Origin of the sequence: Paenibacillus paridis (genome assembly GCF_006345825.1) — a bacterium.
Classification (GTDB): domain Bacteria; phylum Bacillota; class Bacilli; order Paenibacillales; family Paenibacillaceae; genus Pristimantibacillus; species Pristimantibacillus paridis.
The window spans coordinates 228,707-250,171 of the sequence record NZ_VCIX01000091.1 but is presented as its reverse complement, the minus strand read 5'-3'; the positions used below and the strand labels follow the sequence as shown (position 1 = coordinate 250,171).

The 21,465-nt window shown below is 50.1% G+C and carries 22 protein-coding genes; 7 read left to right on the top strand and 15 right to left on the bottom strand.

Annotated features, from left to right (window positions below; all coding sequences use genetic code 11):
* Window positions 1-19: 19 nt before the first annotated feature.
* The 5 genes from FJQ58_RS21200 to FJQ58_RS21180 form a co-directional block, all read right to left on the bottom strand.
* Window positions 20-394, bottom strand: a complete 375-nt coding sequence (locus FJQ58_RS21200) for a hypothetical protein (protein WP_139996809.1) — start codon at window positions 392-394, stop codon at window positions 20-22.
* A gap of 99 nt (window positions 395-493) precedes the next feature.
* Window positions 494-1,372: a PP2C family protein-serine/threonine phosphatase gene (locus FJQ58_RS21195; protein ID WP_139996808.1), complete on the bottom strand. Its 879-nt coding sequence runs from the start codon at window positions 1,370-1,372 to the stop codon at window positions 494-496.
* Between the two features lie 209 nt (window positions 1,373-1,581).
* Window positions 1,582-2,895 (bottom strand): ABC transporter substrate-binding protein, encoded by a 1,314-nt coding sequence (locus FJQ58_RS21190; RefSeq protein WP_139996807.1) that lies wholly within the window; start codon window positions 2,893-2,895, stop codon window positions 1,582-1,584.
* 246 nt (window positions 2,896-3,141) lie between these two features.
* The gene (locus FJQ58_RS21185) at window positions 3,142-3,975 is read right to left on the bottom strand and encodes a carbohydrate ABC transporter permease (protein WP_139996806.1); all 834 of its coding nucleotides are present in this window, start codon (window positions 3,973-3,975) and stop codon (window positions 3,142-3,144) included.
* Entirely contained in the window at window positions 3,975-4,862 is an 888-nt protein-coding gene (locus FJQ58_RS21180) for a carbohydrate ABC transporter permease (RefSeq protein WP_139996805.1), read from the bottom strand. The genes FJQ58_RS21185 and FJQ58_RS21180 overlap by 1 nt, the downstream gene beginning before the upstream one ends.
* Window positions 4,863-5,045: 183 nt before the next feature.
* On the opposite strand from FJQ58_RS21180, the gene FJQ58_RS21175 reads away from it, so the two are divergent.
* Together FJQ58_RS21175 and FJQ58_RS21170 are read left to right on the top strand one after the other, a co-directional pair.
* Window positions 5,046-6,905, top strand: coding sequence for a cache domain-containing sensor histidine kinase (locus FJQ58_RS21175; protein WP_139996804.1), 1,860 nt, complete (start codon window positions 5,046-5,048; stop codon window positions 6,903-6,905).
* The gene (locus FJQ58_RS21170; protein WP_139996803.1) at window positions 6,902-8,524 is read left to right on the top strand and encodes a response regulator transcription factor; all 1,623 of its coding nucleotides are present in this window, start codon (window positions 6,902-6,904) and stop codon (window positions 8,522-8,524) included. The genes FJQ58_RS21175 and FJQ58_RS21170 overlap by 4 nt, the downstream gene beginning before the upstream one ends.
* Window positions 8,525-8,733: 209 nt before the next feature.
* On the opposite strand, the gene FJQ58_RS21165 is transcribed toward FJQ58_RS21170, so the two are convergent.
* A complete protein-coding gene (locus FJQ58_RS21165) occupies window positions 8,734-8,964 on the bottom strand; it encodes a cold-shock protein (protein WP_139996802.1) in 231 nt (76 codons plus the stop codon).
* 151 nt (window positions 8,965-9,115) lie between these two features.
* Window positions 9,116-9,790: a hypothetical protein gene (locus FJQ58_RS21160; RefSeq protein ID WP_139996801.1), complete on the bottom strand. Its 675-nt coding sequence runs from the start codon at window positions 9,788-9,790 to the stop codon at window positions 9,116-9,118.
* Window positions 9,791-10,071: 281 nt separating this feature from the next.
* Between FJQ58_RS21160 and FJQ58_RS21155 the strand changes: the two genes are divergently transcribed.
* Together FJQ58_RS21155 and FJQ58_RS21150 are read left to right on the top strand one after the other, a co-directional pair.
* On the top strand, window positions 10,072-10,203 hold the full coding sequence (locus FJQ58_RS21155; RefSeq protein WP_139996800.1) for a DUF4023 family protein: 132 nt from the start codon (window positions 10,072-10,074) through the stop codon (window positions 10,201-10,203).
* A gap of 189 nt (window positions 10,204-10,392) precedes the next feature.
* Window positions 10,393-11,073, top strand: a complete 681-nt coding sequence (locus FJQ58_RS21150; protein WP_139996799.1) for a hypothetical protein — start codon at window positions 10,393-10,395, stop codon at window positions 11,071-11,073.
* Between the two features lie 96 nt (window positions 11,074-11,169).
* Here the strand turns inward: FJQ58_RS21150 and FJQ58_RS21145 are convergent, their stop codons facing one another.
* The 5 genes from FJQ58_RS21145 to ggt all read right to left on the bottom strand — a co-directional run bounded on the left by FJQ58_RS21145 (window position 11,170) and on the right by ggt (window position 16,084).
* Window positions 11,170-11,496: a hypothetical protein gene (locus FJQ58_RS21145; protein ID WP_139996798.1), complete on the bottom strand. Its 327-nt coding sequence runs from the start codon at window positions 11,494-11,496 to the stop codon at window positions 11,170-11,172.
* Between the two features lie 87 nt (window positions 11,497-11,583).
* On the bottom strand, window positions 11,584-12,282 hold the full coding sequence (locus FJQ58_RS21140; protein WP_139996797.1) for a pirin family protein: 699 nt from the start codon (window positions 12,280-12,282) through the stop codon (window positions 11,584-11,586).
* Window positions 12,283-12,366: 84 nt separating this feature from the next.
* Entirely contained in the window at window positions 12,367-13,251 is an 885-nt protein-coding gene (locus FJQ58_RS21135) for a fumarylacetoacetate hydrolase family protein (RefSeq protein WP_139996796.1), read from the bottom strand.
* Between the two features lie 13 nt (window positions 13,252-13,264).
* Window positions 13,265-14,464 carry an amidase gene (locus FJQ58_RS21130; RefSeq protein WP_139996795.1) on the bottom strand — a complete coding sequence of 400 codons (1,200 nt, stop codon included), beginning with the start codon at window positions 14,462-14,464 and terminating at the stop codon, window positions 13,265-13,267.
* 39 nt (window positions 14,465-14,503) lie between these two features.
* Window positions 14,504-16,084 carry a gamma-glutamyltransferase gene (gene ggt, locus FJQ58_RS21125; protein ID WP_238404225.1) on the bottom strand — a complete coding sequence of 527 codons (1,581 nt, stop codon included), beginning with the start codon at window positions 16,082-16,084 and terminating at the stop codon, window positions 14,504-14,506.
* Window positions 16,085-16,340: 256 nt separating this feature from the next.
* Between ggt and FJQ58_RS21120 the strand changes: the two genes are divergently transcribed.
* From FJQ58_RS21120 to FJQ58_RS21110, 3 genes are read left to right on the top strand one after another with little or no spacing between them, the layout of a single operon-like run.
* The gene (locus FJQ58_RS21120) at window positions 16,341-16,823 is read left to right on the top strand and encodes a chromate efflux transcriptional regulator ChrS (RefSeq protein WP_139996794.1); all 483 of its coding nucleotides are present in this window, start codon (window positions 16,341-16,343) and stop codon (window positions 16,821-16,823) included.
* Window positions 16,824-16,826: 3 nt separating this feature from the next.
* On the top strand, window positions 16,827-17,462 hold the full coding sequence (locus tag FJQ58_RS21115) for a chromate efflux transporter ChrB (protein WP_274382337.1): 636 nt from the start codon (window positions 16,827-16,829) through the stop codon (window positions 17,460-17,462).
* Window positions 17,449-17,994: a chromate efflux transporter ChrA gene (locus FJQ58_RS21110; RefSeq protein WP_139996793.1), complete on the top strand. Its 546-nt coding sequence runs from the start codon at window positions 17,449-17,451 to the stop codon at window positions 17,992-17,994. Before FJQ58_RS21115 ends, FJQ58_RS21110 begins: the two co-directional genes overlap by 14 nt.
* Window positions 17,995-18,169: 175 nt before the next feature.
* On the opposite strand, the gene FJQ58_RS21105 is transcribed toward FJQ58_RS21110, so the two are convergent.
* Genes FJQ58_RS21105 through FJQ58_RS21095 form a run of 3 tightly spaced genes read right to left on the bottom strand, consistent with a single transcriptional unit; the run spans window position 18,170 to window position 21,251 of the window.
* The gene (locus tag FJQ58_RS21105; protein WP_139996792.1) at window positions 18,170-18,985 is read right to left on the bottom strand and encodes an alpha/beta hydrolase; all 816 of its coding nucleotides are present in this window, start codon (window positions 18,983-18,985) and stop codon (window positions 18,170-18,172) included.
* Entirely contained in the window at window positions 18,982-20,007 is a 1,026-nt protein-coding gene (locus tag FJQ58_RS21100; protein WP_139996791.1) for an ABC transporter substrate-binding protein, read from the bottom strand. Before FJQ58_RS21100 ends, FJQ58_RS21105 begins: the two co-directional genes overlap by 4 nt.
* A gap of 41 nt (window positions 20,008-20,048) precedes the next feature.
* Window positions 20,049-21,251 carry a helix-turn-helix domain-containing protein gene (locus FJQ58_RS21095; protein WP_139996790.1) on the bottom strand — a complete coding sequence of 401 codons (1,203 nt, stop codon included), beginning with the start codon at window positions 21,249-21,251 and terminating at the stop codon, window positions 20,049-20,051.
* Window positions 21,252-21,465 lie beyond the last annotated feature (214 nt).

The following is a 21,465-nucleotide window of genomic DNA, read 5'->3' as shown; positions in this document are numbered from 1 at the left end:
TTTACGTTTATTCAGTCAATTAAAGATCTTCCGTCTCTTCCTCGGGATGACGGCCGACTCCGTTCAGCAAATCCGTGCCATGGAACTCCTCGCCCGGGGATGCAGGGTCAACGGGACTGTCCTTCGAAATGAGATCCGCATCCGGAACCGCGGCCAGCTCCTCCGAAATCTCTTCGGGGGTGTCCACTTCGTTTCGGGCATCCAATGGATAAGGAACATGGGGCTCATGCACATGCCCATTCTCTTTCGGATATTGCTTTAGCAAAAGCTCCGATGCCTCTGATACGGCACCCTCTGGCACTTCCTCCGTAAATAAGCCAAACGCTGGATCAATATCCTTTTCGGTTGCCAAGCTATTTGGTTTCTGTTTATGTTGATCATGCTCGTTTATCATTTTGATTGCCTCCTCCGTTGTTCTACCCTATAATACCCACTTGGCCCATCATTCTAACCAAATTTTTATCAGATGCCTTAAATTTAACAAAGCCGCAGGCTATGCTTGGACATAGGCCAAAATCAATAGCGTTGCATTATCCTGGTATGGATTCTGCTTCTCTAAAACATAATGAAGGATATAATCGGCTGCATTTTGCGGGGAGAGTTTAACCGCTTCCTCCAGCAGCTCTTCCGTTAAATCCTCGTAGAGGCCGTCGCTGCAGAGCAGAACCCAATCGCCTTCGTGCAGCTGCAGCGGCCTTTGGCTAGCATCTATTTCAGTCACGCTCGGGATTCCCAAATAGCTGGTCAGCAAGTATCGGTCCGGGTGCGACTCCGCTTCCTCCAGCGTAAGCTTTCCAGCGAGTACCCGCTCATACAGCCGATTGGCATAGATGTGATCCCGCGTCAACGGAGCAAGCACGCCGCTGCGATACAAATATATGCGGCTGTCGCCTACAGATATCCAGTGCAGGCGCCCCTCACGAATCACAGTCGCCACAAGCGTCGTACCCACACGCCACTCCAGCTTATGTTCAAGCGCCAGCTCATAAACCGCTTGGCCTGCAAAATGCATGGACAGCTCCAACGCCTCTGGCACGCTGCTCCATTCCGCTTTATGAGCATAAACGCTCAGCATCGTCTCAACCGCAAGCTGCCCGGCTTCCTTGCCCATTTCATAACCGCCCATACCATCAGCAAGCACGGCTAGCAGACCATGACCCTTGCTCAATCTTTGATCCACCAGAGAAGAAAAACCATACGCATCCTGCTGCTCCTCCCGCTCTCCGATATGCTGAGCATAGCCCGTCAATATTTGATGCGTCGCCATGTATCGATTCGATTGTATAAATAAACGATAAATGGCCTGCCAGCCTTGTAATAGCAGACGCCTCAGCTTTGCCGCGCCTTTGCTTAACCATCTCGTCATCACCATACGATCCCCGCCTTATCTACGCTGCTGAGTTTCTGTCTCTCAACTGTATAGTTATGGCTGGGTTTCTTCGATTATACTTCAATAGCCAATTTGGCTTATGCGATCTGCCTATCCGCTCGAACCTTTATTATAAAGGCAATAACCAAAGGAAAAGCGAGGCTGTCTCTCCGTAGTCTGCAACTACTTCGGGATAGCCTCGCTTCGTCTTGTTATTTTTTCACGATATCCTGTACCGCTTTGTCAAATTTCTCAAGCAGTTGATCGCTGGTGATTTGTTTGCCGAGGTACTCCTGCATCGCAGCTCCCCATTGCTGAGTGATGCCATCCGGGAAGCGATCCCAGTTCCAGCCCTTCACCTGAGCAGGGTTAGCATTCGCAAACGTTGCGAAATCGCCGCCGATTTTGCCGACTGCCTCGGGGTTAGGCTCAATCGAGGACAACGCCGGTACGAACTTGAAGTCGGTCGCAATGTATTTTTTGCCTGTTTCCGAGGTAACCATCCAGTTCAGGAACGCTTTTGCTTCCTCCACTTGATCAGATTTGCTGTTTACGATCCAGTTGTTCGGTACGCCAGTGAATACGTTTGGCTTGTCGAGAAGCGGCACCGCCATCATTCCCAGATTGAGCGCCGGGTCGATTTCGTCGATCATGCCTTGAATCCAGTTGCCATGCTGAATCATCGCATATTTGCCTGCTGCGAATTCAGCTACTTGCGTATTGTAATCCGTGGTCAGCGCGTTGTCTTGCCCGTTGGCGAACATAATGTCCACCAGGCGAATCCACTGCTTCATGATCGGATCGTCCTTCAGCTTCACGGTGCCTGCTTTCACATCCTCGATAAATGCTGCCGGGTCTGCTTGGTTCGCAAATGCGATATTTAGCGTATGGATACCCATCGACCACCACTCGGAAGTCAGCGCGAATGGGATAATGCCTGCGTCTTTCAGCTTTTTGGCTGCTGCCTCCAGCTCATCCAGCGTTTGCGGAAGCTCTGAAATGCCGGCCTTAGCGAACAAATCCTTGTTGTATGTGAAGCCGTAAGCCTCAAGGTTCATCGGCATGCCGAGCAGCTTGCCGTCACGGGTAATTTGCGCTTTCGATGCTTCTACCAAATCCTTGGCCCATGCCTCGCCTGTCAGATCGGCCGCACGGTCTACGTAAGGATCAAAGCCCGCCCAGCCGCTGGAGTTGAAAATTTCCGGCTCTTCGCCCGCAGCCAGCTCTGCTTTCAGAAGCGCGCTGTAATCCTCGCCGCCGCCATGCGTCTCAATGTCTACCTTTACTCCTGTTTCTTTCTCATACTCCGCAGCCATCTTGGTCAGCGCATCGGCAATCTCTACTTTAAACTGAAACACCTTGATCGTTACGTCCTTCTTAGGAGCTTCGGTAGCTTCCGTTTTACCCGTATCATTTGTATTCTTCGGTGCATTGGTAGCCTTTCCGCCGTTATTGCTGCTTCCGCAACCGCTTGCCAGAACGATGAGCATAATAGCAGCCAGCATCAGTAAGGAAATTTTTTTCATCTTATGACCTCCCGAAAATTTTATCTATCCTAATGTTTTGTAGCGCTTACAACGTCATTATAATTGTGCAACCTTGTGGCACAACACCGAATATATTGTACTTCTAGGTGTAAAATGTTGATAACTTCCATTTATTCAAGGTGAAGCGGCTGTCGCCGTCCTTTACCGGCGCGGCATGTTTCATTCCGAGAAATATAGAGAAAGGATGACGAAATCATATCCTTTCCTATATTTCAAGCAAAATGTTTATCCTTTTACCGAACCGGCCGTAATGCCTTCAATAATGTGTTTTTGCAAAAACAGGAAAAACAAAATAATTGGAATCGTACTTAAGGTGAGCGCTGCCATCGCTAGATCCCATTTGCGCAAGTACTGGCCGAAAAATTTCTGAACCGCCAGCGGAATGGTCGTTAGCTTATCATTCACCACCAGCACCGGCAGCAAATAATCGTTCCAGATCCACAGCACGTTCAAAATAATAACCGTTACCGTAATTGGCTTCAAGAGCGGAAATACGATGCGCCAGAATACTCCGTAAGGCGAACAGCCATCCACCACCGCAGCCTCCTCCACTTCCAGAGGCACCGATTTAATAAAGCCATGGTACAGAAACATCGATAACGAAATGCCAAACCCCATATAACAAATGACGATGCCATACAGATGCCCGCGCAGTTCGAACAGGGACGTTATGCGCATCAGCGGCAGCATGACCGATTGGAACGGAATAATCATAGCAGCAATAAGCACCGTAAGCAGCAAATTGTTGAAGACGGTCGGGCGGCGAACCAGCCGGTAAGCCATCATGGAGCTGACCACGACCAGCATCAGTACACTAATGGAGGTAATCATGAACGAGTTGAGAAACACGGTTGGAAAATCAATCGCCACCCACGCACGCTTAAAATTATCGAAGCCCAGCTTCTCCGGCAGGGAAGCCGCATTGAGCAGAATATATTTGAGCTCCTTGAACGAGTTGACAATCAAGAAGTAAAACGGAGCCAGAAATACGAGCGCGACTGCGATTCCGACGATCTCCAGCAGCAGGACAAGCGGCGTGTAACGCTGTTTGTTATCCATTACGCCTCCACCTCCTTCTTCTTGGTAATCCATACCTGCGTCACCGTAATGAGGGCAACGCCGATAAAGAAGATCATTGCTTTCGCCGTGCCAAGGCCGTATCGGTTGTTGACCAACCCTTCGCGGTACACGTTCAGCGCAATCGATTCAGTCGCATTGCCCGGCCCACCAGCCGTCAAGGATAGGTTCAAGTCGAACATGCGGAACGAGTTGGACGTGGTGAGGAACAAACAAATCGTAATCGCTGGCATGATCAGCGGTACGGTAACGGAGCGAAGCATTTGCCAGGACCCTGCACCGTCAATTTTGGCAGCCTCGATCAAATCCTTGGGCACGCTGATCATTGCGGCTATGTAAATAATCATCATATAACCGGCCGTCTGCCAGACGAACACAATCACGATACCCCAAAATGCTGTATCCGGAGTACCCAGCCATTGCAGATTAAAAAATCCGATTCCCGTAGCCTCTCCAATCGCCCGGAAGCCTCTCACAAAAATAAAATACCAGATGTAGCCGAGCAGCAAGCCGCCGATCACGTTAGGCAGGAAAAACACCGTCCGTAAAATGTTGCGGCTCTTTAAGTTGCGCGTCAGCAGCAGCGACAGCAGAAACGCCGTTACGTTCGTTACGATGACAGCAGCAGCCGTAAACTTTGTTGTGAACCAAAAGGCTTTCCAAAACCGCTCGTCGTCCGTAAAAATCTTTATAATATTTTTCATTCCTACCCATTTGGCATTGCCCAAATCAAGCCCATTCCACTCCGTAAACGTGTAATAAAAGCCCATCACGAACGGCGTTAACACAATCAGTATAAAGGCTATAAGACCCGGGCCGACAAATACCGTTTGCTGCATCCACTCGGACCATTTCATTTTTTTGGACATCGTTACGTCCCCCTTCTCTTTCCCTCTGCCGTAATAGATCTGTTGCTAATCACAGTATAAAACCGGTCCAGCCGATGGAACACAGAGGATGATGATAACGTAGGTGGACTATATTGACCATCCGAGGCATCATCGGTTACTGTGTAGGCAAGAGCGAGATGAACGAGAAGGCGGGCGAATGCCATGATGAACACCGTGAAGCCATTTAATACGATTCGAAAAAAGCTTATGCTGCTGCTCCTCGCAGCCACGATTTTGCCAATTGCCACCTCCATGGTTATCTCTTATAATGCGACAACGAAGTCAATAACAGAGGAAGCGATTGCCAAGAACAACCGGCTGCTCTCGCTCGGCAAAACCAACATTATGAACTACATGAACAACATTAACCAAAAGTCGCTGGCCGTCTACAATGCCATGAACGTCCCGCGCTCTTTATATTATATTTTGGAGCACAGCATGGAGGATGAGGTGTTTCCAAACGATATTACCGACGTCATCCGCAATCGCAACCTGCTCAAGGATCACCTGTACAACATCTATCAAAGCGTGAGCGAGTTCCACAAAGTAAGGCTGTATGTCGTGAACCAGAACGCAACCTATCTACTCTGGAATGACGACATCAAGGTCGGGCAAAATGTGAATGCGGTACCATTAGCTGCCAAGAAGGCGTATATCGAGCCCACGCACAAAAGCCACAATTACGGTCTCGACGATTTGAAATCGTCCGCGAGCGAGGAACAGGTGTTCACCCTCCATCGACCGATATTTCGCGCTCCGAGCGACGAGCTTCTTGCCGAGCTTTCGATTGACGTTAAGCTGCAGGTGCTTGAGGACCTAAACCGACAGCTTTATGACAGCGGCCCGGAAAGCTTCTATATCATGGATGCCGAAGGCAATATCGTCTTATCCTCCAACGCAGACGAGATCGGGACGGCCGTTCAACCCAGCTGGCTTAGCATGGTTTTGGACTCCGGTTCAGATAACGGGCATTTCGATTGGGAGGCGGAAGCCTTCGACGGGATGATTTTTTACGACCGGATCAAAACGCCGTATATGGACTGGTATTTAATCAAACAAACGCCATACAAGCATCTCTTTAGCGCTGCCGACAGGATTGCCCGGATCAATACGGCCGTTGGCGTTGCCTTCCTGGCTGTCGTGGTGCTCGCCACGCTGTTCATCTCCATCCGGTTTACGAAGCCGCTGCTGCGCTTGATTGGCTACGTGAATAAGATCGAAACCGGCAATTTGAACGTGTCGATCGACATTCACAGCAACGATGAAATCGGGCTGCTCGCCAGACGCTTCCGCTCGATGATGCAGACGATCAACAATTTAATTTTGACGGAATATCGGCTTGAAATTGCAAACAAGACCAACGAGCTGAAGGCGCTGCAAGCGCAGGTCAATCCTCATTTTCTATATAATGCGCTGCAATCGATCGGCACCGTCTCGCTTCAGCATGGGGATACAAAAGCTTATTCGCTTATTACCTCACTCGGTAAAATGATGCGTTATCAAATGAATGCGATGGATGCGATGGTAGAGCTTAGCCGAGAGCTCGATTACGTGCAGGCTTACCTCGATCTTCAGAAGCAGCGCTTCGATACGGCGCTCCATGTCCAGCTTCGCATCGAGGAGCAGACCAGGCAGGTGCTCGTTCCCAAGATGATTTTGCAGCCGCTGCTCGAAAATTTCTTCAAGCACGGCTTTGCGCAATCTTCGAAGGAGCCCTCCGATCTGATTCTGATCAGCCAGTTGGATGTCGCGAACCATCGTCTCACGATTACCGTCGAGGACAATGGCAGCGGCGTATCGGAGAAGCGGCTGCAGGAGGTGCTGCTCCGGCTGGAGCAGCTGCCGCAGCACGCGCCCGCGCAGCATGGCGAGCAGGATGAAAGCGGTATCGGCCTGCTGAATTTGCTTTCACGGCTGCGCCTGCATGTTAACGGAAGCGCCGCTATGGAGCTGCGCCATGTGCAGCCGCACGGCTTTTCCGTTACGATCCATATTCCGCTGGAAAAGGAGAATGAACGATGAAGGCATTGATCATTGACGACGAGAAGCATGTGAGGGAAGCGATTCGCCTGCTGGTGCCATGGGATCAGTTCGGCATCGATTCATTGCTTGAAGCACAGGACGGTATAGCTGCTACGGAATTAATCCGTACCGAGCGGCCGGAAATTATTTTTACCGATATGATGATGCCGAACATGGACGGCACAGAGCTTCTGCAATGGGTCGCGGAGCATGCCCCGGCCAGCAAAATGATCGTCATCAGCGGGCATGATGATTTCAGCTTCGTGCGGCATGCGGTAAAGTACGGCGGCGTCGATTATATTCTGAAGCCGATCGATGCTGAGCAGCTTGTCAGCGCGCTGACAAAAGCGGTCGACTGCTGGCTTGCAGAGGAACAGGAACGTGCGCGCAAGCGCCGAATGAATATGGAGCTTAACCAACTGAAGCCGATGTATTTGGAGCAATATCTCTCATCGCTCATTCATAATCCCGCTGCGCACGCAAGCTTTGCCGGAACGCTGCGTCAGGAGCTGGGAATAACAAAGCCGATTGTTCAGGCACGGATGGGCTTGGTCAGATTGGAGCTTACTTCCCCAGAAATTAGAGAGAAATTTGCATCGGGGCTTGATTTGCTCTTATTCTCGCTTACGAATATATGCAATGAGTTTCTAAAAGAAAAGGAGCTTGGCTTCGCGCTCCGCCACCGGGGGCAGGGGCATGAGCTGCTGCTGCTGTTCTGGGGAGATGGCGAGCTGGCCCCTTCGTTGATTGCCGAAATGAACGATGCGCTTTTTTTGGCGTTGAAAACAAGGTTCCACTTTGGGCTTGGGCAAGCTGCGCTTTTTCCCGCTTCGGCAGCAAGCGCCTACCAACAGGCGAAGCTTGCGCTGCTGCGTAGAAACTTGCTCATAAATGACTCTTACTGCCATTTGTTCGACGCGGCCGTCCCTACTCACAAAAACACGCCTCTTCTCTTCAGCGAGCATGAGGAACGAATTCGGTTTGCCGTTCAAAGCGGCAATAAGGAACAAATTCGCCGCGCTTTGCTGCCTTGGTTCGATATTCTCGACCAAGATGGCTATCTGTCGCTTGAGCAGCTTGTCATGTGGAGACAGCAATATGAGCTTGCCAAGTCCATTTGGGAGTTTAAACAAGAGCGTAACCATACAGAAGACAAGCACCGTTCGGCTGATGAACAGGTCCTTCTGCCTGTAACTAGCAACGGTGGCTTCGATTATGAGCAGTGGAAACGATCGGTATATGAAGAGGCATGCGAAATTTCTGTGCAGTTGTCTGGGAAGGACAAGGAGCGCAGCGTGATCGAGGAGATAGCGAGCTATATCGAGCAGCATCCTCACGAGGAGATTACGCTTCAGGATATATCTGAGCGGTTCTATCTAAGCCGGGAATACATTTCGCGCAAATTCAAGCAGGAAACGAGCGGAAACCTATCCGACTTTATCGCGGAGGTTAGAATTAAACGGGCGAAGGAGCTGCTTGCGAACGGGCAGCTGAAAATTTCGCAGGTGGCCGAGCTCGTCGGCTTCCAGGACGAGAAATATTTTAGCCGCGTATTCAAGAAGCGCACGAATTGCTCGCCAAATGATTATCGGAAGCACCATTATGGCGGTGAAGAATAGCATAGTCTATGCCATGCTGCGGGGCATCGCACAAGCAAAAACACCTACAGCGCCCTTTGGACGCTGTAGGCGCTATGACGGTGAAATATAAGCCCTTTATAAGCTATCAAACTTATAAATTCTTATATTTGAAAAAAACCCAGCATCTTGCGCGATCGGCGTGAACCGCTCTCGCAAGGCTGGGCTTTCTACTTTTGTTAAAGTGGCGACTACATAATCGGAGTGCCCTTCTTCAACGTCTTCATGTCACTATTGGAGTTATTGAGCGCGGGCAGCATTCTTTCGCCGCTGACCATCGGTGCATGGCAGATCAAGCATGTAGGAACGTGATCAAACGCAAAGTTATCGCGCATCCAACTGTTGCACCCTTCCGTCTCACATGTCCATACCTTCGTGTTTTCTTCCGGAATTTCTTCAAGCGGTTTTTTACGATTGTACATGGTCAGCCCCCTTCGCGCTAAAAAAGGAAAAACTGCCTCGAACTGATGAGTTAGGGGCAGTTATCATTTATAAACAGCAGTGTATTTTGAATATTTGCTTCAAACTTGCAATGATTTTATTGTACCATATTTCGTCCAATAAAGGCAAATTTCAGTCCTTGTTTTTGAGCCTTTTTTTTGAGTCATCATTATAGTAGGCAAACAGCTGCTCTACGGGCTTAAAGAAGAGATGCCCATCCTCCCATGGCTGGAAATGCAGGTCCATTCTGGAATCGCTCCAGTTGGCAGGCGTTCCTTTCGTTTTCAGCCTACCGGAGAGCACCGGCGCCTCCACTACAGCAGGAAACTCCTGATAGCCAAACAGCAGATTCTCATGCATCGCAATGATTTCATACTTGGGCCCGTGGAACGCTTGCTCTTCCTGAAGCTGGTAATGATAATAAATGTAGCTGGCTGCCATTTCCGGCTTCAAGTGCGCGACTCGGCCTACCCGTCGCTCGACGGGTTCTTGGCGCAGCCAATGCTCATAGCTGGCCGGCTCGTTGAAATGGAATACATCGATCATCGGAATCCATTTCCGCGCCGCGGCTTGTCCCGGCCAAGCCTCTAAGTGCGCGTCCATTCCCGGCAGCAGAGCCTCCGGCTCCAGCGGCGATAGCACGCTCTCGCAATAAACAAAAACATTTCTTTCCCACTTGAAGCAGCCCACCGTCATGATTTCCCCTTGCTCCATCAGCTCGTGCACGGCTTGCTCCCTCTTTGCCGCTTCAATCGCTTCCGTCTCCATACCTTCTATTATGTGCGCTCGCGCAATCATTCGAAACATGATGTCCCTCGCTTCGTTTGTTTAGGTGCTGTATTAGGATTATTTTACAACACCCCCATTCCAGCGGTCTATCCAAGCATTCAGCATGGTCGTCACACCTAACCCAAACGGCCGAGACGCACAGGAAAAGCTGCTTTGCGAAAAGCCATTCTTCTTATACTTATGCCCGCCTTATTCAATTTAGAACCTGCTATATAAGTTCAACTAAAGTTTTTTCGAAATGTTGGATACTCTAATGAATGTATGACGTAAGCCATATCACCCCAAGGAGGTTCAACACGATGGAAAGCACAAAAGAGTTTGTAGCAAAGGTCAAGGCGACACAGCATAACGCCGAGCTGAATAAAAGACGCAGCGGCAATGGCAATCCGGCTGAAAGACTTTCCAACAAGCAGCATGGGACCAATAAATAAGTTCTGCATGGCTGGCTGTTACCCGAATTTTTACACATTTCCTTGAAACAAGCTCAGACCCTCTAGCGTCCAAAGCGCGAAAGGGTCTTTTCCTTGTGCTGCCGTTCATCTGCTGGCTCCTAAAAGAAGGATAACGCTTCCCGCGGTCGAATGACCATAAGTGGAAAATAGTAGAAGGGGGCATTACATATGCTAAAAAAAAGCTTGGTTATCACCGGAGTATCCTTAGTATTCCTGCTTGGAAGCGCCGCGGGGGCTCTTGCCAACACAAAATTCAAAGAAATTAAAGCATCCTTGAATCCCGCTATCAACGTAGAGCTTAATGGCGAACTGCTGGAGCCCATGAAAGCTTTGGTTTACGAGGGGACCACTTATTTGCCTGTCCGAAATATCGCCTCCATGGCTGCCCTGAACAGCAAAATCGAATACGATGCAAAAAACAATAAGCTAGTCCTCGGAGGCGAACGATATGTTAATGTATCCTCGCCAGAGAGCGAAGGTTTTTATCAGCTTATTATTAACGGCAATTGGAAGCCCTCTATCCTGGCAAGCGACGAGGTTTTGTACAGTAATTATTACAAAGGCATTCATTTCTATTTTGAAAATGCGGATGCCCTATCTCTCGATTCTTACGTTACGGACGTGCTAAAATCTTCTGGTCTGAAGGCCACTAAAACGACAGATATTCAACTAGCCAAACAAAGCGCAAAAGAAATCACATATGAGAACTCCGGTACTGTCGGCAAGCTGATTATTGTGAAATACGGGCAAGATTACATTACGCTAAACTTTTTCGTCGATAAAACCAGGTTTAAAGCTGCGGATTATGAAGATCTTGAAAAAATTAAAGCTAGCTTTAACATTCAATAGCGTCGCGGCTCACATCAAAAAAACCAGTCATGCACCCATAAGGGCTTATGACTGGTTTTTGGTATTTTACAGCTCCATACATGCATGCCGAAACGATTAGACCGAATATTCATGAGGATAATATTCAATCCGCGAATCCGCGGCTATGGTCAGGCTCTCTTGGTCTGTATCGTACTCGACCGGACCGTCCTTGATGTAATACCATGTTTTCAGCGTAGGCTGATCCTCAAACTCCTTGAAAATAAAAACATTAAGCTCCTGTTTATGAGCCAGCAGCTCTGCTATTTTCTCGCTCCATGGTACATGCACCGTAAACAACCAGCCCTCTCCTTGCGGCGTTAGCGTGTACGGCACTGCCTCTTTATTAGTATCAAGAAACATCCGGCCGCCAACCGCATGCTTGACTTGAAACGTCGTTTTCATCCGAGTCCCTCCTTTTACCTTTGCGCAGCCAGACTTACATGGAATGAATAAGGCTATAAGACTTCGTTCGTAAGCTTGTTCTATCCGTTAAGGCATATCAACCAGCATAAAAAAGGCTGCTTCCTTCGCTTCAAAAGCTAGCAAGCCTGCCGCTTCAATCTGCGCCGTATCGCCTGTCGCCAGCGTCTCGCCATGCACGAGCAGCTGTCCTTCAATCATATAAATGAACTGCTTGCGCCCTGGCTTCCCTTCATATTCAAGCTGCTTTCCTTGCTCGAGCTTGCTGAGATAGATGGTCATATCCTGACCAATGGATGCCGTCTGCTCTAAACCTTGATCCGAGACGACGGGGAGCAAAGCGTTTTGCAGCTTCGCTGTATCGAAGCGGCTCGCTTCATAGGATGGCGCTTGGCCCCGCTCCCTCGGCATAAACCATAACTGAAGCAAGCGCAGCTCCTCCGTCTCCGAAGCATTGAATTCGGTATGAATAACGCCTGTGCCTGCAGACATCCGCTGCACTTCGCCAAAGGAGGATACGACGGAATTGCCAAGATTGTCTTCATGCCTAATCAGGCCATTCAATACAATCGACACAATTTCCATATCACTATGGGGATGAGCGCCAAACCCTTTGCCCGGAGCCAAATAATCGTCATTACACACACGCATCACACTAAAGCCCGTCCGATTCGGATCATAGTAGGCACCGAATGAGAAGCTTGGCTGGCTGCGCAGCCAGCCGAGATCCGCCGAATGCCGCGTTGCAGCGGGGAATACGTCGATCATCTTCTCTCCTCCAAACATCTATTTATTTACTTACTTATTTATAGCAGTTTTCAAACCTTCCGGCAAGCCCCGCTTATCATTCTTTTAAACCGAAGGAGCCTGCTGACCTTTTTCCCGAACTGGGTTAAGCAACGGCTCGAATCCGTCGATATGGCACTCCACCCAATCCCCGTCGCGAATCACGACAGCCCCTGGCGTACCTGTCAAAATGACATCTCCCGGAAGCAGGGTCATCACTTTCGAATGGAAAGCAATCAGAAACGAGGGCCGAAACTTCATGTTGTATACATGGTTATGAAATGCCGTCTCGCTATTCAACACCGTCTTCACTTCCAGTTGCAAAGGATCTGGTATTTCATCCTTCGTAACGAGCTGCGGCCCGAAGCTGAAAAAGGTATCGAAGCTTTTGGCTCTCGTTAAATAACGGGGATTTCTAGCGTGGATATCGGATGCCGTCACGTCGATGGTTGTCGTATAACCCGCAATCGCCTCAGTCGCTTCATCTTCCTCTACGTCTTTACATCTCTTGCCTATAACGATGCCAAGCTCCGCTTCCGCAATAATTTTCCCCGCAGCCGCCGGAAGTCGAATCGCGTCAAGCGGTCCAATCAGCGCCGTGTCCGGCTTCATGAAGCTGACCGGCTCTTCCTCAGGATTTACTTCTGCCAGCTCCGACGTTTCCTTAACGTAATTCATGCCAATGCCCCATATTTTGCGCGGGTGCCGGTACAGCGGTGCATATTCCGCTTGTTCTAACGGTATAGCTGCGAACCTTCCCAGCTTTTCCTTACCGCCTATGTTATACCACTCGGTCAATGGCTCAAGCTCGCCAAGGCAGATAAGCTCAAACAGCTCCGTACTCCAGCTGGCCTGCTCCATGTGGTTGATCGTCTCTACGAGCACAAGCCCTCGCGCGCTATATAGCGCCGCCTGCTCTCGTCCATTCACCTTAACTGTCGATATCCTCATCCCGGTACGCTCCTTATCCTAGGTTAAGCTGCTTCATATTTGTTACTGCGCCACTCGCAACCCATTCCAGCAAACGCATATCCTGATTGCGGCCCGCAATGAAAGAGATTCCAATCGGACACCCCAGCTCCCCCTTAATAGGAACCGTCACCTGAGGCAAGCCGGCAAGCCCAGCCACACAGCTCATTTCGAGCGTTTGCACGCGCCGCCGCTCCACCTCCGCGCCCGTCATGTTCAGAAGCGGAGCAATTGCAGGTACCGTCGGCACAACAAGGAGCGTATCCTCTCCTAGCCATTCTTCCATCTTTACACGTACCGACTCCCGTAATAGGTACGCCTCCGAATGCTCTTCCTTCTTCAGTGTACTTGCCCAGGCAAATCGCTCGGCGATTCCTTGCCCAAAAGCAGGCTTCACGCGTGTAATCCAATCCCGATGCTCATTCCAAATTTCGATGCCTTGGATAGTGCGGAAGGCGTTCATCCAGTCCCGCAGGCCATCAGCAGAAACCAAAACATCCTCTTTCTGCTCAAAAAGCTCATTTATAGCTTGGAGATATGGTACCACAGCAGCAGACGAGTGTTCGTCAACCAAGGACCATAGATCTTGAGCATGCAGCAGCTTCGAAAATGGTTTTTCACTGTTGGCGGAATCCTGCTCCAGCAGCACACGCCCCACGTCCAAAAGCGTTATTGCGTCTTGCGCCATCCAGCCTACCGTGTCAAAGCTTGGCGCAAGCGGTATAAGCCCGCCCGCTGCCACTGCCCCATGTGTAGGCCGGATGCCGTAAATGCCGCAATAGGCGGATGGCACGCGTACGGAGCCTCCGGTATCGGTACCAATTGCAAAATCCGCGAGTCCGGCAGATACAGCCACTGCAGACCCGCTAGAAGAACCTCCGGGTATGCGCCCCGGCGCTTTCGGGTTCATCGGCGTTCCATAATGGGCATTCTCGCCATTAATGCTGTACATGATCTCATCTGTGATCGTCGTTCCCGCAAGCCTCGCCCCGCTGCTGAGCAGCCTGTTTATAACATCAGCATGGCGGGCCGACGGCTCGTGTGTCCGCAGCCAATCCGGATTTCCAGCTCCCGGCGTATGCCCGGCAATATCAAAAACATCCTTAACCGCAAACGTTTTGCCGCTTAGGCTTCCCTCTGCTAGCGGCTCAAAGACGACCTTTTCATTGGCATATGCCTTCCAGCTTTTATCCATCCCTATCCTGCCTCCGAATCTCTTTTTCTACCTAGCTGTCTACCAACCGATAGCCGCTCCGTCGCATCGCGGATCCGATCCGCCCTGAAGAAAGCCTTGTTCATCCCGTTTGATCGCGTGGGCGTGCCCCATAATGCCGTCAAAATCTTTGACCCTCTTCACGACATGGCCTGCCTGCGCCAAAGATTCCAGTACCGCAGATGGCACGCGGCCTTCTACCTTCAGCTCCTGCGTAGGCTCTCCCCAAGTTCGGCCCCAGACCCACCGCGGTTCATTAATCGCTTGCTGCGGGTCCAAGCCGTAGTCGATCATGCGGGTGAAGATAGCCGTTTGCGTTTGCGGCTGCCCTTCTCCGCCCTGTGTACCGTAAAGCACTGCCGGCTTTCCTCCGCGGGTAGCCATCGCCGGCATTAACGTATGAAAGGTCCGCTTAGCCGGCTTCAAGCTGTTGACATGATTCGGGTCCAGTGAAAAGAACGAGCCGCGGTTTTGCAGAAGTATGCCTGTGCCGCCAGCGACAACGCCCGATCCAAATTCAAAATAAAGACTCTGGATAAACGAAACGGAATTCCCCTCCTCATCAACCACGGCTGCATAAGCGGTATCGCTGCCAAGCACCTCCGATTGTTCCGTCGAGGCACGGTGCAGCTCAATCGATGCTGCCAGATTAGCCGCGTAGCCTTTGTCCAGCAGCCGCTCCAGCGGCACGTTTGTAAAAGCGGGATCCGATAAATATCGGTTCCGGTCACGGAAGCTAAGCTTAAGCGATTCTACACACAGCTGATAATAATCATGCGAGCCATGCTCAATGTCGCCAAGCTTGAACTGTTCGAGGATATGAAGCGCCATAATCGCAGAAAAGCCTTGCGAGTTAGGAGGCATTTGATGAAGAGTATAGCCACGGTAAGTGCCCTCGATGGGCGTTACCCAATCGCCATGATGGTCAGCAAGGTCATCCTCCGTTAACAGCCCATTATGCTTGCCTAGAAAGCTTGTCATTTCCTTAGCTGTTCCCCCTTTATAAAACTCATCGCGCCCAAACTCAGCCAAGCGGCGCAGCGTCTTAGCCAGTGCTGGCTGCCTGAATCGCTCGCCAGGCTTCACAATTTGCCCACCAGGCAAATAAATGTCCGCCGTCTCCAGCGTTCTCGCCAGCACCGCTTCGTTGTGTACCGTGTTATGGTATTGATCCTTCGACATCGGAAAACCATTTTCCGCATAATCGATGGCTGGAGCGAGTACCTGCGCCCAAGACAGCCGGCCATATTCGCGGTGAACCGCGTCCCAGCCGTCCACCATGCCAGGTACGGTCACAATGCTGCCGATGCCCCGGTTCGGAATCGCCGTCATTCCTGCGTAGGAGCCTATGCTCGCGTTATAACCTGACCGTCCGCTTGCATTATAACCACGCACCTTGCCCTCCGACTGCTCATAGGTGAGCCAGAAGGAATCTCCGCCAAGGCTCGTCATATGCGGATATACGACAGCAAGACACGCGCTGACAGCAACAGCGGCATCGAATGCATTGCCGCCTTGCTCCAGCATCCGGGCTCCCGCCGCAGTTGCCAAATAATGAGGACTTACAATCATTGCTTTTGTACCAATGACAGACTGATTCACGACTACCACTCCCCAAATAATAGTTCACTACTCTTAAAATACGATATAAGTTCATTTGTTGTGTTAGATAACTTGACATTTTATATGAATTTAAAATACCATCTTCCCGGTTGATAGGCAACTAAAATGTAATCAAAATTAATTTATTGTATTGAAAACGTATGTTAATGTGTATATATTTATACATATGGTAATTGAAATGTCATATTACAATACACCTTGAAATAAAGCGAAACAGAATTGGAGCTGATACACGGTGCAATCGAAACCAATAGATGAGCCCACAACCATTGAAATCGATGATATTGATCGTAAAATCATAGCCGAACTCAATATTAATGGGAGAATTTCTTACACGGATTTAGCAAAAGAAATCGGATTATCGCGCGTTGCGGTTCAATCCCGGATCAATGCTCTGATGGATGGCGGCGTCATTGAACGCTTCACAGCCGTCATTAATCCCGAGCGCATCGGCATTAACGTATCCGCCTTTTTCAACGTAGAGGTGGAGCCAAAGCATCTGCACGACGTAGCCGATCAGCTGTCAACAGAGCCGTTCGTCACCAGCCTTTATCACATGACCGGGCCAAGCAAGCTGCATATGCATGGATTGTTCCGCAACAATCAGGAGATGGAGCATTTTCTGAAGGAGAAGCTCTATAAGCTGCCTGGCATTATGAGCGTCGACTGCCAGGTGCTGATCAACCGGTATAAGAGCCGTATGGGAATGAGGCTGTAAAAAATGGCGAGCAAACGAATGAACAACCGCTACATGCAGCTGTCATGGGCCATGATCAAGACGGGGATTATTGGCTATGGCGGCGGGCCTTCGGTTATTCCTCTTATCCGTTACGAGGCTGTCACCAATTACAAGTGGATTGATGACGAAGAGTTTGGCGAAATATTAGCGCTAGCGAATGCCCTGCCAGGTCCGATTGCCACAAAGATGGCAGCTTACCTGGGGTACAAAGAGAAAGGCACAATCGGGGCCATCGTAGCAGTCCTTGCCCATATCGTCCCTTCCGGCCTTGCGATGATTTTGCTGCTGAGCTTTGTCCAATATTTGAGCAGCGCTGCTTTCATCCAAGGAATGATCGGTGCCGTGACGCCCGTTATTGCCGTCATGCTCGGCATGATGGCCTATGAATTTGGCGAAAAAGCCGTCAAAGGACTTGGCAAATATATCGGCATCGGATTTTTCGCGCTTGCTTTCGGTTTATTGCAGGGCATCAAGCTTCATCCCGCGATTGTCATTCTTTTATTTCTCGGTTATGGTGCCTTTCATTTACGGACGGTCGCTGCCCTTCAGCGAAGAAAAGAGAAAAAAAAGCTGCGTGACGTACAGCAGAAGGAGGGCGTGACTCGTGGATTGGATTAATTTAATTATCGGTTTTTTTATTGCCAATGTGCTTGGTTATGGCGGCGGCCCCGCCTCGATTCCACTGATGTACCGGGAAATTGTAACGAACCATGAATGGACAACGCCGGTTGAGTTCTCCAATATTTTAGCCTTGGGCAATGCGCTGCCTGGTCCGATCGCAACGAAAATCGCCGCTTTTGTCGGCTACGACGTCGGAGGCTGGGTTGGCATCATTGCTGCCTTGGCCGCAACAATCGTGCCTTCGGCTGTTGCGCTTATCCTGCTGCTCAAAGTGCTGCAAAAGCATCGGCAATCGCCGGTAGTGAAAGGCATGACCCTACTGGTGCAGCCGGTCATTGCCATCATGATGCTGCTGCTCACCTGGCAAATGGCGGAGAGCTCCATGGAATCGATCGGCATGATCCAGTCGCTGATCATTGCGGCCGTCGCATTCTGGGCGATGCAATTCCGCAAAATACACCCCGCGATTGTGATTGTCATCGCTTTTGCCTATGGCGGGCTCGTCATTCCTCATTTGAATGTGCTTTAAGCGGCGCTTTTGGTGCAGCTGCGAAAGAAGCCTTCCGCGTCCTTTAGACGTTGAAATAGCTTTGACGGAGGAATATAAAAGGACCGGTCTTCCGCTAATTTTTCTTAGCTAGAAGGCGGTCCTTTTTCATCTGCTGAGCTCAAAAAAATGTACAACATTAGCGATTACGAATGCGCTAGCACCCTTTCGACAATGCGAATTTCAATAACCGGCTGATCGCTGCCGGAAGCACGCTTACGTGGCCCTCTTCGGGGAACTTCGCGATAGCGGAATGAAACCCCTTTTCGCCAAGCGGCTTCAAGCTTTCCGCGAGCTGCTCGGAGTCCTTAACCATATCCGGCAGCTCCTCCGCCCCTATGGTAATCAGCAGTCGCGGCAGCTCGCCTCCTTGATGGACGAAAGCTTCGAACTCCTGTTGCTCCTCCAGCACCGCATGTTTGTTCCACCAAATAGATGGGCTTCCTGCCACAAAATGCTGAAAGGACTGCGGACGGCTGAACAAGGCGTGCAGGACGAACAATCCTCCCAAGGAATGCCCAAAAATCGCTTGCCGCCCCTGATCAACCGGGTATGCTTTCTCGATTTCCGGCTTCAGCTCCGATTCTATAAACGCTAGAAAGCGATCGGCCCCTCCGCTCTCCGGCCAATCTAGCCCATTCGGACGGGCAGGCAGATTTTCGGCATGTGCAGGCATCGTGAAATCATAACAGCGACGGGTCATATCAAAGGGTTCACCCGATGGATAACCAATGCCTACCACGATGACAGGATCATAGCCATGCGGCTTGCGCGTTTGCAAACGCGCAGCCTCCGCTATGGTATCAAATACTGCATCCCCATCCAAAGCGTAAATAATCGGATAACCGTCCTTGGGCGGAGCCTCTTTCGGGATCGCTAGCATAATCCGATATTCGAGCTGCCTATGCTTTGAATACTGAACCCTTACCAGACTTCCAGCTACTGTGCGGGTCGATGTGAGGTCATTCGTCATGGGGCGAGCAGTCGGACTACATCATCAATGATTTTCCCATAAGCAATCAGACCGCCACCCGTCCAATATTGGTCGCTAACTTCGTACACATAACCATTCTTAGCGGCAGGCATGCTTTTCCAAATGCCATTATCCGTCAGCGTCTTAATATTCGCGGTACCTGTACCTTTGTAATTAATCGTGAATATGAAATCAGCATCCAGCTCCGGCAAAATCTCCGGTGACGCATCCACGCTATTTACCGTTTCAACCAGCTTGCTCTTGCCGATGCCAAGCTCATGCGAGAGTACGTATCCGCCAAAATAATTGCCGCCGATCAGGTACATGCCCTTCCCATTGAAGTTAATGAGCGCTGCCTTTTTTCCTTCAATTACAGGGGCAAGCTTGGCCTTGGCCTCTTCTTTCTTTTGATCATAAGCACTCAGAGCCTGCTCGGCTTCGTCTGTTTTGCCTAGCAGCTCTCCGAGCTTGGTTATCGAGCTCTGCAAGTCGCCCGCAGCGTTTTTGAATACATAGGTAGGCGCGATTTTCGAATATTTCTCGTAAACTCCATTTTCCGCGTAAAACGCAGTGTGCAATATAATCAAGTCCGGCTCGAAATCCATAACCACCTCGGGGGAAGGAGGCGTTCCGCCAACAAAATTAGCCTTCGGTACATCCGCTAGCTGATCCTGCAAATATGGCTGGCCGTTCTCGCCATCCGCCCACTGCGCGACCGGCAATACACCAAGGCTTAGCAGCGAATCCTCCATATATGGCGCAAATACCTTCAGTGGTTTGGATGGAATCGTTAACTCATGGTCAAGCTCATCCGTAACGGTTCTGGTTGAAGGCCCCTCCGCAGCTTCCGTCGTTTCCGGAGCTTCGGTTTGCGCCGGAGCAGCCGCCTCTTGGCTCGGTTCAGCCGTATTTTGATCCTTGGAGCCGCAGGCAGCCAGCAAGCTGACAGCCATCATAACAATCAACAGCGTAAGCCCGCTGGTTTTGATTGATTTTAAAGCTAGATGAAAACGTTGAAGCATGATAAATCTCCTCCTGTGATAATAATTCTCATTTAGGAAGATTATAAAGGTTGTTCGACAGAGTCTCCATGGATTTTATCCATACTTTCCTTTGGACAATGTCCGGTTAACAGCAGCAGCATCTCGTCCAGCATCCGATTGGCAGCCACAGCCGAGTATTCGCACCATGGATCGGACGGCACAAGATAGAAATTATTTCTTTGGAACGCTTTGAGCGATCGCCATGCCTGATCATGTTGAAGCGATAGCCAATACGCCCGCGATTCGACCTCAGGGCAAACTAAGATAAGCAGCCGGTCGGGATCAAGCTTGTTCAGCTGTTCCAGCGTTAACACATGATTATACAATGATTCCAGCGCATAGGCGGGCGTAAGCTGCAAATCCCGATACAGTACCTCTTGGATCGCTTGATTGCTATACGCATGGACGCTTTTCCCATACACACGGAGCACGATAAAGGATTCCGTTCCGATGGCCTGCTGCATTTGGGACCGAGCATTCTCCAGCTTTCGGTCATACCCGCTAATCCAAGCCTCCGCCTGCTTCTCGCGCCCCACAAACGATGCAATCTGGCGGAGCTGATCCCGCCATCCCGCCTGTCTGCCAGCAACAAATAATGACGGCGCTATGCTTGCGAGCTTTTGTTTTTCACCGTCCGGCATATACTCCGAGCCGATGATGGCATCGGGACGGGCCTTAATCAGCTTTGTTAACTCCTCCGGCTGCTGCGTATCTCCATAACGCATGTGAACCTTTATTTTCATCTGGTACACATTGTAGTAATAAGGCGTCCACTTGGAATCGAGCGGCGCGGCAATCGGAATGAGGTTTAAAGCGAGCAGTTGGCCAATCATTGAAGGAGAGCAAGCCGCAATGCGATGTCTCGGATGCTTCACGAAAGCGGATGGCGATATGCCGACCTCTTTCTTGAATTTGCGGCTAAAATAAAACTCATCGCTATAGCCCACCTTTTGGGCAATTTCACGAAGCCGGTATTCCGTCTCGATTAAATATCGCTTGGCCCGGTTAATGCGCAAATCCGTCAAAAAATCAATTGCGCTATGCCCGTAGCTTTTTTTGAACAAATCCACAAAATACTTGGGGCTGATATTAGCCATCGCGGCAAGCTGTTCCACAGAAAGCGGCTCATCGAAATGCTGCTCCATAAAACGGCGGATTTCCCGCAGATCCGTCCTTGGCTGCCTTCGTCCCTCTTCCTCTGACACCTTTTCGCTGTGTTCCATGATGCACCCCCTAAGCTTGCTTTGCTATACTTATCTCAATATAAACCGTAGCTTTGTTTTTCCGGTCCCTTCAGTATAACAACAATGAGAATGACTATCAATTAGATTCGGCTGTTTGGTCATTACTGAAGTAATCGAAAAAGAATAAGCTACTCTCGCAGCGACCAAAATGAAAACTTAAGTTCAATGTATATAGAAGGAATTTATCCCGCTA